The following is a 14530-nucleotide window of genomic DNA, read 5'->3' as shown; positions in this document are numbered from 1 at the left end:
TCAATGGACGCTCCGCGTCCGCTGTTGCATGTGACGCGGAGCGTCACGGGTTGCATTCCCACGCAGAGCGTGGGAACGATCAAACTGTCCTTCCGGTTTTCCCTCAGACACTTCTGGCATAACACTTGCTCTTGCCTTGCCGTGCGACTGTGAAAACCCGAATAGTGACGGATTATTGGCATGGCGAAGAGCGAAGCAGCAGTAAAAGACCCCGCAACCAAAGGCAAACTCAAGCTGATCATCGTGATCGTGGTGGCCCTGCTGCTGGCGATCGGTTTGTCTGTGGGGGCGACCTGGTTCTTCATGCACAGCGCCCAGAGCAAGCCTGCCGCGACGGCCGAAACCGCCCCGCTCGGCAAGCAGCCAGCGATTTTCGAGCCCATGGCTCCGGCCTTCGTGGCCAACTACAGCCAGAGCGGTCGTCAGCGCTACATGCAGGTGAGCATCACCCTGCAGGGTCGCAATCAGGCTGATCTGGAAGCGCTCAAAGTCCACATGCCGGTCATCCGCAATAACCTGGTCATGCTGTTCTCCGGCCAGGACTTCGCCACCCTGGCGTCGCCAGTCGGCCAGGAAATGCTGCGTCAGAAAGCCACGGCCAGCGTCCAGGAAGTGGCGCAGAAAGAACTCGGCAAAGTGGTCATCGAACAGTTGCTTTTCACTAATTTCGTACTGCAGTAGGAACACGACATGGCCGTGCAGGACCTGCTGTCCCAGGATGAGATCGATGCGCTGTTGCATGGTGTCGACGATGGTCTGGTGCAGACCGATACCGCTGCCGAACCCGGCAGCGTCAAAAGCTACGACCTGACCAGCCAGGATCGCATCGTCCGTGGACGCATGCCGACCCTGGAGATGATCAACGAGCGTTTCGCCCGCTACACCCGCATCAGCATGTTCAACATGCTGCGCCGCTCGGCGGACGTTGCTGTCGGTGGCGTGCAGGTGATGAAGTTCGGCGAATACGTACACTCTCTTTACGTGCCGACCAGCCTCAACCTGGTCAAGATCAAACCGTTGCGCGGCACCGCGCTGTTCATCCTCGACGCCAAACTGGTGTTCAAGCTGGTGGACAACTTCTTCGGCGGCGACGGCCGCCACGCCAAGATCGAAGGGCGTGAATTCACCCCGACCGAACTGCGTGTGGTGCGCATGGTGCTGGAGCAGGCCTTCGTCGATTTGAAGGAAGCCTGGCAGGCGATCATGGAAGTGAACTTCGAGTACATCAACTCGGAAGTGAACCCGGCCATGGCCAACATCGTCGGTCCGAGCGAAGCCGTTGTGGTGTCGACGTTCCACATCGAACTCGATGGCGGCGGCGGCGACCTGCACGTGACCATGCCGTACTCGATGATCGAACCGGTACGCGAAATGCTCGACGCCGGCTTCCAGTCGGACCTCGACGATCAGGACGAGCGCTGGGTCAATGCCTTGCGCCAGGACGTGCTGGACGTTGACGTACCGATCGGTGCCACGGTTGCCCGTCGTCAGTTGCGCCTGCGGGACATTCTGCACATGCAGCCGGGGGACATTATCCCGATCGAAATGCCGGAAGAGATGATCATGCGCGCCAACGGCGTGCCTGCGTTCAAGGTCAAGATGGGCTCGCACAAAGGCAACCTCGCGTTGCAAGTGATCGAGCCGATCGAGCGCCGCTGAGCGGCGCCCCCCAATTCGCTTTTTGACTGACCGCTTCTAATTGAATGGTCGCCCGCCGAGGACAAATGATGGCTAATGACATGAACACCCAGGACGACCAGGCGCTGGCCGATGAATGGGCGGCTGCCCTGGAAGAAACCGGCGATGCCGGGCAGGACGACATCGACGCCTTGCTGGCCGCCGACGCCGCCAGTTCGCCGTCCAACCGTCTGCCGATGGAAGAATTCGGCAGCGTGCCGAAAAACAACAATCCAGTCACCCTGGACGGTCCGAACCTGGACGTGATTCTCGACATTCCGGTGTCGATTTCCATGGAAGTCGGCAGCACCGACATCAACATCCGTAACCTGCTGCAACTCAACCAGGGTTCGGTGATCGAGCTCGATCGTCTGGCCGGTGAACCGCTGGACGTGCTGGTCAACGGCACGCTCATCGCTCACGGTGAAGTGGTGGTGGTCAACGAGAAGTTCGGCATCCGCCTGACCGACGTGATCAGCCCAAGCGAACGCATCAAGAAGCTGCGCTAAGTGAAAAAGGTTCTGGGCGTTCTTTTTGCCTTGCCGTTCAGCGTTCTGGCTGCCGAGCCGGTGGCGACGGCTGCCACCGCCGCCGCACCCGCGGTCAGCAGTGGCGTGGGCGGGCAATTGACACAGTTGGTGTTCGGTTTGCTGCTGGTGCTGGGGTTGATCTTCTTCCTAGCCTGGTTACTGCGTCGGGTGCAACAGGCCGGGCCGGCCGGCAAAGGGCAGGTGATCGAGTTGATCGGCTCCCGCGCTCTGGGCCCGCGTGACCGTTTGATGCTGGTGCAAGTCGGCAACGAGCAGATTCTGCTCGGTCTGAGCCCCGGCACCATCACTGCGTTGCATGTGCTCAAAGAACCGGTGCAAGTGCCGGTCACCGAGAAAGCGACCCCGGAGTTTGCCCAGCGCCTGATGGAGCTGATGGGCAAGGATCAGAAGGATAAGAAGTAATGGGTGCGTTACGCATCGTCTTGACGCTGGCCCTGATGCTGGCCGCGCCGCTGGCGTTCGCCGCCGATCCGTTGTCGATCCCGGCGATCACCCTGGGTACCAATGCCGAAGGCGCTCAGGAATATTCGGTCAGCCTGCAAATTCTGCTGATCATGACCGCGCTGAGTTTTATCCCGGCGTTCGTCATGCTGATGACCAGTTTCACCCGGATCATCATCGTCTTCTCGATCCTGCGACAGGCCCTGGGCCTGCAGCAGACACCGTCTAACCAGATCCTCACAGGCATGGCGCTGTTCCTGACGCTGTTCATCATGGCGCCGGTGTTCGACCGTGTTAATCAAGATGCCTTGCAACCGTATCTGGCGGAAAAACTGACCGCCCAGGATGCTGTGGCCAAGGCTCAGGTGCCGATCAAGGACTTCATGCTTGCGCAGACACGCAGCAGCGACCTTGAGCTGTTCATGCGCCTGTCCAAGCGTACCGACATCGCCTCGCCGGATCAGGCGCCGCTGACCATTCTGGTGCCGGCCTTCGTGACCTCCGAGCTGAAAACCGCGTTCCAGATTGGCTTCATGATCTTCATACCGTTCCTGATTATAGATATGGTCGTGGCGAGCGTTCTGATGGCCATGGGGATGATGATGCTGTCGCCGCTGATCATTTCTCTGCCATTCAAGATCATGCTGTTCGTGTTGGTGGATGGCTGGGCGTTGATCATCGGCACACTGGCTAGCAGCTTCGGCGGTGTATCGCCATGACGCCGGAAGTGGCGGTAGACATCTTTCGGGAAGCGCTCTGGCTGACCACCCTGTTGGTCGCTGTGCTGGTGATCCCGAGTTTGATCGTGGGCCTGCTGGTGGCGATGTTCCAGGCCGCCACCCAGATCAACGAACAGACCCTGAGCTTCCTGCCGCGCCTGCTGGTGATGCTGGTGACGCTGATCGTCGCTGGCCCCTGGCTGGTGCAGACCTTCATGGAATACATCCTGCAGTTGTACGGCAGCATTCCTCAGGTCATCGGTTAAGCCATGTCACTGCTCCAGCTAACCGATACCCAGATCGGTACTTGGGTGGCGACCTTCATGTTGCCGCTGTTTCGCGTCGGGTCGTTGCTGATGCTCATGCCGGTGTTCGGTACGACTCTGGTGCCCCGGCGGGTCCGTCTATATTTCGCGGTGGCCATTACCGTGGTCATCGCTCCCGGTCTACCCCCCATGCCACCGGTCAGTGTGTTGGACTTGAGCGGCCTGCTGCTGATTGCCGAGCAGATCCTCGTGGGCGGGGTGCTCGGATTCTCCTTGCAGCTGTTCTTTCAGGCTTTTGTGGTGGCGGGACAAATTGTTGCCGTCCAGATGGGTATGGCCTTCGCGTCTATGGTCGACCCTACCAACGGTGTGTCTGTGGCGGTGATCGGGCAGTTCTTCACCATGCTGGTGACGCTGTTGTTTCTGTCCATGAACGGCCACCTGGTGGTTTTCGAAGTCCTCACCGAAAGCTTCACCACATTGCCGGTCGGTAGCGGGTTGATGGTCAATCATTTCTGGGAGCTGGCGGGCAAGCTCGGCTGGGTGCTTGGCGCTGCACTGCTGCTGGTGCTGCCGGCGATCACCGCGTTGCTGGTGGTAAACATTGCGTTTGGGGTGATGACCCGGGCGGCGCCGCAACTCAACATCTTTTCCATCGGCTTCCCGCTGACGCTGGTGCTCGGACTGTTCATCGTCTGGGTTGGGCTGGCGGACATTCTCAATCAGTATCAACCGCTGGCCTCCGAGGCCCTGCAGTTTTTACGCGAAATGGCACGGGCGAGCTGAGCCATGGCCGAGAGCGAAAGCGGTCAGGACAAAACAGAAGACCCCACGGAGAAAAAGAAGAAGGACGCCCGTGAGAAGGGCGAGATTGCCCGCTCCAAGGAGCTCAATACGCTGGCGATCATGCTCATCGGTGCCAGCGCGTTGCTGATTTTTGGCGGTGCCCTGGCTCAGGATCTGATGGAGCTGATGCGCATGAACTTCTCGCTGTCACGGGAAGTGATTCTGGATCAGCGCTCGATGGCGACCTACCTGTTGCACTCCGGGCAGATTGCCTTGTGGGCGATTCAGCCCATCATGATTTCCCTAGTGCTGGCGGCGTTGATAGGCCCTATTTCTCTGGGGGGGTGGCTGTTCTCGGCCAGCACCATGGCGCCCAAATTCAGCCGCATGAATCCCCTCAGCGGTCTCAAGCGGATGTTCTCCACCAAGGCCCTGGTGGAACTGATCAAAGCCTTTGCAAAATTCCTGATCGTGTTATTCGTAGCTCTGGCAGTGTTGTCCGCCGACATCGACGACCTGTTGCGCATTGCGCACGAACCGCTGGACCAGGCGATTATTCACAGCCTGCAAGTGGTCGGCTGGAGCACTTTGTGGATGGCTTGCGGGCTGATCATCATCGCTGCGGTGGACGTGCCGGTGCAGCTCTGGGAGAGTCACAAGAAACTGCTGATGACCAAGCAGGAAGTGCGTGACGAGCATAAAGATCAGGAAGGGCGGCCGGAGGTCAAGCAACGGATTCGCCAGCTACAGCGCGACATGTCCCAGCGCCGGATGATGGCGGCGATCCCCGACGCCGATGTGGTCATCACCAACCCGACCCACTACGCCGTAGCGCTTAAGTACGATCCGGACAAGGGCGGGGCGCCGATGCTGATCGCCAAGGGCAGCGACTTCCTGGCCTTGAAAATCCGTGAAATCGCTGTGGCCAACGACGTGCTGTTGCTTGAGTCGCCGGCGCTGGCGCGTTCGATCTACTACTCCACCGAACTTGATCAGGAAATCCCTGGCGGGCTCTATCTTGCCGTCGCCCAGGTGCTCGCTTACGTCTACCAGATCCGCCAGCACCGCGCCGGCAAGGGCAAGCGCCCGGATCCGCTCAAGGGCGATCTGCCGATACCACCGGACTTGCGGCGCGATTCCTGAGTTTTGTGCGGGTAGTGCCCGCGAAGGCGCCGGTTCAGGCGCTACAAATCCATCAATAACCTCCCCCTGTTTCAACCCCCCGCAAAAGTTGGAAGGTTTCTTGCAGTAGCCGCTTTGCGCGTGCTTCAGGCGTCAAAAGTTTGCTTTATAGGAACGGGGAAAACCGGTGGATCGCTCTCAGTTACTCAACAGTGCTCGCACAAACGTTGCCGACTTAAGTCGGGGCAATCTGGGTGTGCCGTTGTTGCTGCTGGTCATGCTGGCGATGATGATGTTGCCGATCCCGCCGTTCCTCCTGGACGTGTTCTTCACGTTCAACATTGCCTTGTCGATCGTGGTGTTGCTGGTGTGCGTTTATGCCTTGCGACCGCTGGATTTCGCGGTGTTCCCGACCATTCTGCTGGTGGCAACGCTACTGCGGTTGGCGTTGAACGTGGCCTCCACGCGGGTGGTGATGCTCCACGGTCAGGACGGTCACGCCTCCGCGGGTAAGGTGATCCAGGCCTTCGGTGAGGTGGTGATCGGCGGTAACTACGTGGTCGGTATCGTGGTCTTCGCGATTTTGATGATCATCAACTTCGTCGTAGTGACCAAGGGTGCCGGGCGGATTTCCGAGGTGAGCGCGCGCTTCACCCTCGATGCGATGCCGGGTAAACAAATGGCAATCGACGCCGACTTGAACGCCGGCCTGATCGATCAGAACCAAGCCAAAATGCGCCGGATGGAAGTGTCCCAGGAAGCCGAGTTCTACGGTTCGATGGACGGTGCCAGCAAGTTCGTGCGTGGTGACGCCATTGCCGGCCTGCTGATTCTGTTCATTAACCTGATCGGCGGCATGGCCGTCGGTATCTTCCAGCACGGCATGAGCTTCGGCGACGCTGGCAAGGTTTACGCGCTATTGACCATCGGTGACGGTTTGGTGGCGCAATTGCCATCACTGTTGTTATCGACAGCGGCGGCGATCATGGTGACCCGTGCGTCCGGCTCGGAAGACATGGGCAAGCAGATCAGTCGCCAGATGTTCGCCTCGCCAAAAGCGTTGGCAGTGGCGGCGGGTATGATGGCGGTCATGGGCCTGGTGCCCGGCATGCCGCACTTCTCCTTTCTCAGCATGGCGGCCCTGGCGGCCGGCGGCGCGTACCTGTTCTGGAAAAAACAGAACGTGGTCAAGGTTCAAGCTCTGCAGGAGGTCAAGCGTCAACAGGAACAGCTGCCATCCCCGGCTCGCGCCCAGGAAACCAAGGAACTGGGCTGGGACGACGTGACCCCGATCGACATGATCGGCCTGGAAGTCGGGTACCGGCTGATTCCGCTGGTGGACCGCAACCAGGGTGGTCAGTTGCTGGCGCGAATCAAAGGCGTGCGCAAGAAGCTGTCGCAGGATCTGGGCTTCCTGATGCCGACTGTGCATATCCGTGACAACCTCGACCTGGCGCCGAGTGCCTATCGCCTGACCCTGATGGGGGTGATCCTGGCCGAAGCGGAGATTTACCCGGACCGCGAACTGGCGATCAACCCGGGGCAGGTCTACGGGACGCTCAACGGCATTACCGCCAAAGATCCGGCTTTCGGTCTGGAGGCAGTCTGGATCGAAATCAGCCAGCGTGCCCAGGCGCAATCCCTCGGTTACACCGTGGTCGATGCCAGTACGGTAGTGGCAACCCACTTGAACCAGATTTTGTACAAGCACTCGAGCGAGTTGATCGGTCACGAAGAAGTGCAGCAACTCATGCAATTGCTGGCCAAAAGCTCGCCAAAACTGGCTGAAGAGCTGGTACCAGGTGTGGTCTCTCTGTCGCAGCTACTGAAAGTTTTGCAGGCTTTGCTGGCCGAACAGGTGCCAGTACGGGACATTCGCAGCATTGCCGAGGCCATCGCCAACAATGCCGCCAAGAGTCAAGATACTGCCGCGCTGGTGGCTGCCGTGCGCGTCGGCGTATCCCGCGCTATCGTGCAAAGCATCGTAGGCACTGACTCCGAGCTACCAGTGATCACCCTGGAGCCAAGGTTGGAACAAATATTGCTCAATAGTCTTCAGAAGGCAGGACAAGGCTCGGAAGAGGGCGTTCTGCTGGAGCCAAGCATGGCTGAAAAACTGCAACGTTCGTTGATCGATGCGGCGCAGCGTCAGGAAATGCAAGGTCAGCCGGTGATTCTGCTGGTAGCCGGTCCGGTTCGCGCGATGCTGTCGCGATTCGGCCGATTGGCAGTCCCGGGTTTGCACGTGTTGGCGTATCAGGAAATTCCTGACAACAAGCAAGTGACCATCGTTGCGACAGTAGGGCCCAACGGCTGAGGTAGTGGTTTATGCAAGTTAAGCGTTTTTTCGCCGCCGATATGCGTCAGGCCATGAAGCTGGTTCGTGATGAGCTGGGCGCTGATGCTGCCATCATTGGCAACCGCCGGATCGCCGGTGGTGTCGAGTTGACGGCGGCACTGGATTACAAATTATCAGCGCTGGCCCCGCGCGTTCCGAACATGGAGCTCGAAGACGAGTTGCGCAAGACCCAGTCGCGGATCGTTACCGCCCAGGCCGAACTGAGCCTGCGAGGCGAAGGCGAGAGCGACAAGAGCACCAATCGCCAGTTGTTCGCCGGCCTGCCACTGACCGCCGCCGAGCCGCTGATCGAACCGACTTACGCCGAACCCCGTCGGCCTGCACCGGCCGCTGCGCCAGCCTCCGGTGGCGTTGACCCGCGTGCGTTCGACTCGATGCGTTTCGAACTCAACAGTTTGCGCGAACTGATGGAAGTGCAGCTCGGCTCCCTGGCCTGGAATCAGCTGCAAGGCAGCCGTCCGGCCCAGGCCAATCTGTGGCGTCGCCTGCAACGCATCGGCTTGTCCGGCCCGTTGTCGCGCGATTTACTGGCCCTGATTACTGATATTGAAGAACCTCGTCAGGCCTGGCGCATGTTGCTGGCGCACCTGGCGCGGATGATCGCCACACCGGAAATCGAGCCGCTGGAAGAGGGCGGTGTGATTGCCATGGTCGGCCCTGCCGGCATGGGCAAGACCACCACGCTGGCCAAGCTCGCCGCCCGCTACGTGCTCAAGTACGGCGCGCAGAATATCGCGTTGGTGAGCATGGACAGCTACCGTATTGGTGCTCAGGAGCAGCTCAAGACCCTTGGCCGGATCCTCAATGTGTCGGTGACTCACGTCGACCCGGGTCAGTCGCTGGTGCAGGCGCTGGAGCCCTTGCTGCGCAAACGCGTGGTGCTGATCGATACCGCGGGCCTCCAGGCCAGCGATCCGGCACTGCGCATGCAGCTCGAAAGCCTGGCCGGTCGTGGGATCAAATCGAAGAATTATCTGGTGTTGGCAACCACCAGCCAGAAACAGGTTCTAACGGCCGCTTATCACAGTTACAAACGCTGCGGCCTCGCTGGCTGCATCCTGACTAAACTGGATGAAACGGCAAGTCTGGGCGAGGTGTTGAGCCTGGCCATCAGTCATGAATTGCCGGTGGCCTACCTGACCGATGGCCCGCGGATTCCGGATGATTTGCATCTACCGCGTCGTCATCAGTTAGTCAGTCGCGCCGTCAGCGTGCAAATGCAAGAAGAACCCAGCGAAGAAGCCATGGCTGACATGTTCGCTGATATTTACCACAGCCCGACCAAGCAGGTCGGCTGAGGTATTAATGAACCGTTTTTGTACCTACATCGATGGTCTGCCATGCATTGTTCATTTTGTGAACGCGCAGCCAGTAATGTGGCCTCCGTCTAAGTAAGACAAGGTAAAGAAAATTCATGGGCAGCATGCATCCCGTACAGGTGATCGCGGTGACCGGCGGCAAAGGTGGCGTCGGGAAAACTAACGTGTCAGTGAACTTGTCCCTGGCTCTAGCTGAGCTCGGCCGGCGCGTCATGCTGCTGGACGCCGATCTGGGGCTGGCGAACGTTGACGTCCTGCTGGGACTGACACCCAAACGTACGTTGGCCGATGTGATCGAAGGCCGCTGTGAGCTGCGCGATGTTCTGTTGCAGGGCCCTGGCGGCATCCGCATCGTCCCGGCCGCGTCCGGCACTCAAAGCATGGTTCATCTGAGCCCGGCCCAACACGCCGGCCTGATCCAGGCGTTCAGCGATATCGGCGACAATCTCGACGTATTAGTGATCGACACCGCTGCGGGCATTGGTGACTCGGTAGTCAGTTTCGTTCGCGCAGCGCAAGAAGTCTTGCTGGTGGTCTGCGACGAACCGACCTCGATCACTGATGCCTACGCACTGATCAAACTGCTAAACCGCGATTACGGCATGAACCGCTTCCGCGTCCTGGCCAACATGGCTCAGAGCCCGCAGGAAGGTCGCAACCTGTTCGCCAAGTTGACCAAGGTCACAGATCGCTTCCTCGACGTCGCCTTACAATACGTCGGCGCGGTGCCTTACGACGAAAGCGTGCGCAAAGCTGTGCAGAAGCAGCGCGCCGTCTATGAAGCCTTCCCGCGTTCCAAGTGCTCCCTGGCGTTCAAGGCCATTGCACAGAAGGTCGATACCTGGCCGTTGCCTGCCAACCCGCGTGGGCACCTGGAGTTTTTCGTCGAGCGCCTCGTGCAACAAACGGCAGGACCGGTGCTATGACAGCCAGCGGCTACAACCTCTACAAGAAGTCGGCACGTGACGCGCAGTACGAGCTGATCGAGCGTTACGCGCCACTGGTTAAACGCATCGCTTACCACTTGCTGGCGCGTCTGCCGGCCAGTGTCCAGGTCGAAGACCTGATCCAGGCCGGGATGATTGGCCTGCTTGAAGTGTCGACCAAATACGACGCCAGCAAAGGCGCGAGTTTCGAGACGTACGCGGGCATACGAATCCGCGGCGCGATGCTCGATGAAGTACGCAAGGGGGACTGGGCGCCACGTTCGGTCCACCGCAATACCCGGATGGTCAGCGACGCCATTCGCTCGATTGAAGCTAAAACCGGTCGTGACGCTAAAGATCACGAGGTTGCGGCCGAACTCCAATTGAGTCTCGACGATTATTACGGGATTTTGAACGACACCCTGGGCAGCCGGTTATTCAGTTTCGACGATCTGTTGCAGGACGGCGAACACGAAGGGCTGCACGAGGATGGCGCCAGTGCTCATCTGGAGCCGTCGCGCGATCTGGAAGATGAACGCTTCCAGATGGCACTGGCGGACGCGATTGCCAATTTGCCGGAGCGTGAGCGACTGGTGTTGGCGCTGTACTACGACGAAGAGTTGAATCTCAAGGAAATCGGTGAAGTCCTGGGGGTCAGCGAATCGCGGGTCAGCCAGTTACACAGCCAGTGCGCGGCCCGTTTGCGGGGGCGTTTGGGGGAGTGGCGAGCGCGCTGAAGGCAGTGTGGGGACACTGCGAACGCGGCTGGTGGGGTGTTGAACCGCACGGGTCCCGATCTGTTGTGCTCCAGACAGTCATTGAGTGCTTTGCCGGATTGATTGAAATGGCGCGTCCAGGTGCTGGGCGCGTTTAAGACTGCTTGGAGGTCGAATTGAACAAGAACATGAAAATCCTCATCGTTGATGACTTCTCTACGATGCGGCGGATCATAAAAAACCTGTTGCGTGACCTTGGGTTCACCAACACGGTCGAGGCCGATGATGGCACCACTGCCATTCCGGTGCTCAACAGCGGGAGCATCGACTTTCTGGTAACGGACTGGAACATGCCTGGCATGACCGGTATCGATTTGCTGCGCCATGTGCGTGCCGATGAAAAGCTCAAGCATCTGCCGGTGCTGATGGTGACCGCTGAAGCCAAGCGCGAGCAGATCATCGAGGCAGCCCAGGCCGGTGTTAACGGCTATGTGGTCAAACCCTTTACGGCCCAGGCGTTGAAAGAAAAAATCGAAAAGATTTTCGAACGCATCGGTTGAGAAACTGCGCCACGGGGGAGCTATGGAGCATAACGAATCTTCACAGGGCGATTTCGAGTCGACCCTGAAAAAACACGCTGTCGAACTGGTCGAAAGTCTTGAAAAAGGCAGGTTCGGCGACGCCGTGCAACTGATCCATGAGCTCAACCAGACCCGTGACCGCGGCCTGTATCAAGAAGTGGGCAAGCTCACTCGCGAGCTGCATAGTGCGATCGTCAATTTCCAGATTGACCCGAACATGCCGCAAGCCGAGGAAGTGTCACAGATCACGGACGCCACCGAGCGTCTGGGCTATGTGGTCAAGCTGACCGAGGCCGCGGCCAACCGCACCATGGACCTGGTGGAAAACGCCACGCCGCTGGTCAACGGCCTGAGCCATGAAGCGCAGGCCTTGAGCACCGACTGGGGACGGTTCATGCGTCGCGAAGTCGGGGCTGAAGAGTTCCGCGAACTGGCCCGGCGAGTCGACGGTTTCCTGACACGCAGCAGCGAAGACAATCGCGTTGTGTCGAGCAACCTCAACGACATTCTGCTCGCTCAGGATTACCAGGACCTCACCGGTCAGGTGATCAAGCGTGTGACCCAATTGGTCACCGAAGTTGAAAGCAACCTGCTCAAGCTCGTGCTCATGGCCAGTCAGGTGGACCGCTTTGCGGGCATCGAACATGACCGTGAAGCGATGCTGGCTGAAAAAGATCCGCAAAAACATCTCTCTCAGGGTGAAGGTCCGCAGATTCATGCCGATAAAAGAGAAGACGTTGTGTCCGGTCAGGACGATGTGGACGATTTGCTATCCAGTCTTGGATTTTAGGTTTTTAGACCTGTAGGAGCACCCATACACATGAGCTTCGGCGCCGATGAAGAGATCCTTCAGGATTTCCTGGTTGAGGCCGGCGAGATTCTAGAGCAACTGTCCGAACAGCTGGTCGAGCTTGAAAGCCGACCCGATGATGCGGACTTGCTCAATGCAATTTTTCGCGGTTTTCACACTGTAAAAGGGGGCGCCGGCTTCCTCCAGCTCAATGAGTTGGTGGAGTGCTGTCACATCGCCGAGAACGTGTTCGACATCCTGCGCAAGGGTGAACGACGCGTCGACTCGGAACTGATGGACGTGGTTCTCGAAGCGCTGGATGCGGTGAACGGCATGTTCACCGAAGTCCGCGAACGCAGCCCGATCACGGCTGCCACGCCTGAATTGCTGGCAGCTCTGGCCCGTCTGGCCGAGCCGAAAACCGAAGAAGCCGCACCGGTTGCCGAAGGGGTCGAAACACCGGCTGCTGACAGTGAGTCGGGCGACATCACCGATAACGAATTCGAACAACTGCTGGACTCGTTGAACGCCGTCAAGGCGCAGGCCGAGGCCCCGGCGGCGGCTCCACTGCCAGCGAGTAATGCCGCTGCCAGCGACGAAATCACCGATGCCGAGTTCGAGTCGTTGCTCGATCAGTTGCACGGCAAAGGCCAGTTCGCCGTCGATGCGGTAGCCCCGGCGCCAGCCGCACCGGCTGCCCCGAAAGCGGCAGGCGACAGCTCCGATATCACCGACGACGAGTTCGAAGCACTGCTCGATCAGCTGCACGGCAAGGGCAACTTTGCCGTTGATGCGCTGGAATCGGCCATTGCTGCGGCTCCTGTCCCGGCCGCACCCACCGCCAAAGCGGCTGGCAGCGATCTGATTTCCGATCACGAGTTCGAATCGCTGCTCGACGAATTGCACGGCAAAGGCAAGTTCACTGAAGTCGGAAACGCGTCGGGCGCCAGCGCTTCGGTTGCAGCCCCGGTTGCCAAGGCTGTTGCACCGAAACCCGTCGCCAAAGCGCCCGAGCCTAAAGCCGAAGCGCCGAAGCCTGTTGCTGCTGCACCGGCTCCGGCTCGTGCCCCGGCCGCGCCACCGGCGGAAAAACCGGCCAGCGAAGCCGAGACCACCGTGCGGGTCGATACCGCGCGTCTCGACGAAATCATGAACATGGTTGGCGAGTTGGTGCTGGTGCGTAACCGCTTGGTCCGTCTGGGCCTCAACAGCGGCGACGAAGCCATGTCCAAGGCGGTGTCGAACCTCGACGTGGTCACGGCCGACCTGCAAACCGCGGTCATGAAGACCCGGATGCAACCAATCAAGAAGGTCTTCGGACGCTTCCCGCGTCTGGTTCGCGACCTGGCTCGCCAGCTCAAGAAAGAGATCAACCTGGAACTGGTCGGCGAAGAAACCGACCTCGACAAGAACCTCGTCGAGGCCCTGGCCGACCCGCTGGTCCACTTGGTGCGCAACTCGGTTGACCACGGTATCGAAGAGCCGGCCGAGCGCGAAGCGATGGGCAAGCCTCGCAGCGGCAAGGTGATCCTGTCCGCTGAACAGGAAGGCGACCATATCCTGCTGTCCATCTCTGATGACGGTAAGGGCATGGACGCCGATGTTTTGCGCGCTATCGCGGTGAAAAAAGGTTTGATGGACAAGGATGCAGCAGATCGCCTCAGCGAGTCCGACTGCTTCAACCTGATCTTCGCGCCGGGTTTCTCGACCAAGACCGAAATTTCCGATGTCTCCGGACGCGGCGTGGGCATGGACGTGGTGAAAACCAAGATCGCCCAGCTCAACGGCACCATCAATATTTACTCGACCAAGGGCAAAGGCTCGAAGATCGTCATCAAGGTGCCGTTGACCCTGGCGATCATGCCGACGCTGATGGTCATGCTCGGCAACCAGGCGTTTGCGTTCCCGCTGGTGAACGTCAACGAGATCTTCCACCTCGACCTGTCGCGCACCAACGTGGTGGACGGCCAGGAAGTGGTGATCGTGCGGGACAAGGCGCTGCCATTGTTCTACCTCAAACGCTGGCTGGTCGCCTCCGCCGCTCACGAAGAGCAGCGCGAGGGCCATGTGGTGATCCTTTCGGTGGGCACTCAGCGGATCGGCTTCGTCGTCGATCAATTGGTGGGCCAGGAAGAAGTGGTCATCAAGCCATTGGGCAAAATGCTCCAGGGAACCCCAGGCATGTCCGGCGCCACCATCACCGGTGACGGCCGCATTGCGCTGATTCTCGATGTACCGAGCATGCTCAAGCGTTACGCCGCACGGCGTATTTGATTC

15 protein-coding genes are annotated in these 14530 nt (G+C 59.4%); all 15 read left to right on the top strand.

Annotated features, from left to right (window positions below):
- The first annotated feature begins 180 nt into the window (after positions 1-180).
- The 15 genes from fliL to ACYZTR_RS20205 all read left to right on the top strand — a co-directional run bounded on the left by fliL (position 181) and on the right by ACYZTR_RS20205 (position 14527).
- Positions 181-681, top strand: coding sequence for a flagellar basal body-associated protein FliL (gene fliL, locus ACYZTR_RS20275; RefSeq protein ID WP_461973492.1), 501 nt, complete (start codon positions 181-183; stop codon positions 679-681).
- Positions 682-690: 9 nt separating this feature from the next.
- Positions 691-1659 (top strand): flagellar motor switch protein FliM, encoded by a 969-nt coding sequence (gene fliM, locus ACYZTR_RS20270; protein WP_461973491.1) that lies wholly within the window; start codon positions 691-693, stop codon positions 1657-1659.
- 68 nt (positions 1660-1727) lie between these two features.
- Complete coding sequence (fliN, locus tag ACYZTR_RS20265) at positions 1728-2186, top strand: flagellar motor switch protein FliN (protein WP_415770617.1); 459 nt, start codon at positions 1728-1730, stop codon at positions 2184-2186.
- Positions 2187-2630: a flagellar biosynthetic protein FliO gene (gene fliO, locus ACYZTR_RS20260; RefSeq protein ID WP_461973490.1), complete on the top strand. Its 444-nt coding sequence runs from the start codon at positions 2187-2189 to the stop codon at positions 2628-2630.
- Positions 2630-3388 carry a flagellar type III secretion system pore protein FliP gene (gene fliP, locus ACYZTR_RS20255; protein ID WP_461973489.1) on the top strand — a complete coding sequence of 253 codons (759 nt, stop codon included), beginning with the start codon at positions 2630-2632 and terminating at the stop codon, positions 3386-3388. Before fliO ends, fliP begins: the two co-directional genes overlap by 1 nt.
- A complete protein-coding gene (gene fliQ / locus ACYZTR_RS20250) occupies positions 3385-3654 on the top strand; it encodes a flagellar biosynthesis protein FliQ (RefSeq protein ID WP_461973488.1) in 270 nt (89 codons plus the stop codon). The genes fliP and fliQ overlap by 4 nt, the downstream gene beginning before the upstream one ends.
- A 3-nt stretch (positions 3655-3657) precedes the next feature.
- A complete protein-coding gene (fliR, locus tag ACYZTR_RS20245; RefSeq protein WP_461973487.1) occupies positions 3658-4440 on the top strand; it encodes a flagellar biosynthetic protein FliR in 783 nt (260 codons plus the stop codon).
- A gap of 3 nt (positions 4441-4443) precedes the next feature.
- The gene (gene flhB, locus ACYZTR_RS20240; RefSeq protein WP_461973486.1) at positions 4444-5583 is read left to right on the top strand and encodes a flagellar biosynthesis protein FlhB; all 1140 of its coding nucleotides are present in this window, start codon (positions 4444-4446) and stop codon (positions 5581-5583) included.
- 166 nt (positions 5584-5749) lie between these two features.
- The gene (gene flhA, locus ACYZTR_RS20235) at positions 5750-7879 is read left to right on the top strand and encodes a flagellar biosynthesis protein FlhA (protein WP_461973485.1); all 2130 of its coding nucleotides are present in this window, start codon (positions 5750-5752) and stop codon (positions 7877-7879) included.
- An 11-nt stretch (positions 7880-7890) separates the two neighbouring features.
- Entirely contained in the window at positions 7891-9219 is a 1329-nt protein-coding gene (flhF, locus tag ACYZTR_RS20230) for a flagellar biosynthesis protein FlhF (protein ID WP_461973484.1), read from the top strand.
- Positions 9220-9335: 116 nt separating this feature from the next.
- The gene (gene fleN / locus ACYZTR_RS20225; protein WP_008001746.1) at positions 9336-10166 is read left to right on the top strand and encodes a flagellar synthesis regulator FleN; all 831 of its coding nucleotides are present in this window, start codon (positions 9336-9338) and stop codon (positions 10164-10166) included.
- Positions 10163-10903 (top strand): RNA polymerase sigma factor FliA, encoded by a 741-nt coding sequence (fliA, locus tag ACYZTR_RS20220; RefSeq protein ID WP_282377502.1) that lies wholly within the window; start codon positions 10163-10165, stop codon positions 10901-10903. The genes fleN and fliA overlap by 4 nt, the downstream gene beginning before the upstream one ends.
- Before the next feature lie 167 nt (positions 10904-11070).
- Complete coding sequence (locus tag ACYZTR_RS20215) at positions 11071-11442, top strand: chemotaxis response regulator CheY (protein WP_003183998.1); 372 nt, start codon at positions 11071-11073, stop codon at positions 11440-11442.
- Positions 11443-11464: 22 nt separating this feature from the next.
- Positions 11465-12253, top strand: a complete 789-nt coding sequence (locus ACYZTR_RS20210) for a protein phosphatase CheZ (RefSeq protein ID WP_461973483.1) — start codon at positions 11465-11467, stop codon at positions 12251-12253.
- A 30-nt stretch (positions 12254-12283) separates the two neighbouring features.
- Positions 12284-14527 carry a chemotaxis protein CheA gene (locus ACYZTR_RS20205; RefSeq protein WP_461973482.1) on the top strand — a complete coding sequence of 748 codons (2244 nt, stop codon included), beginning with the start codon at positions 12284-12286 and terminating at the stop codon, positions 14525-14527.
- Positions 14528-14530 lie beyond the last annotated feature (3 nt).

This window comes from Pseudomonas sp. Hz4 (genome assembly GCF_054898165.1).
This window is presented reverse-complemented; position numbering and strand designations above follow the sequence as displayed.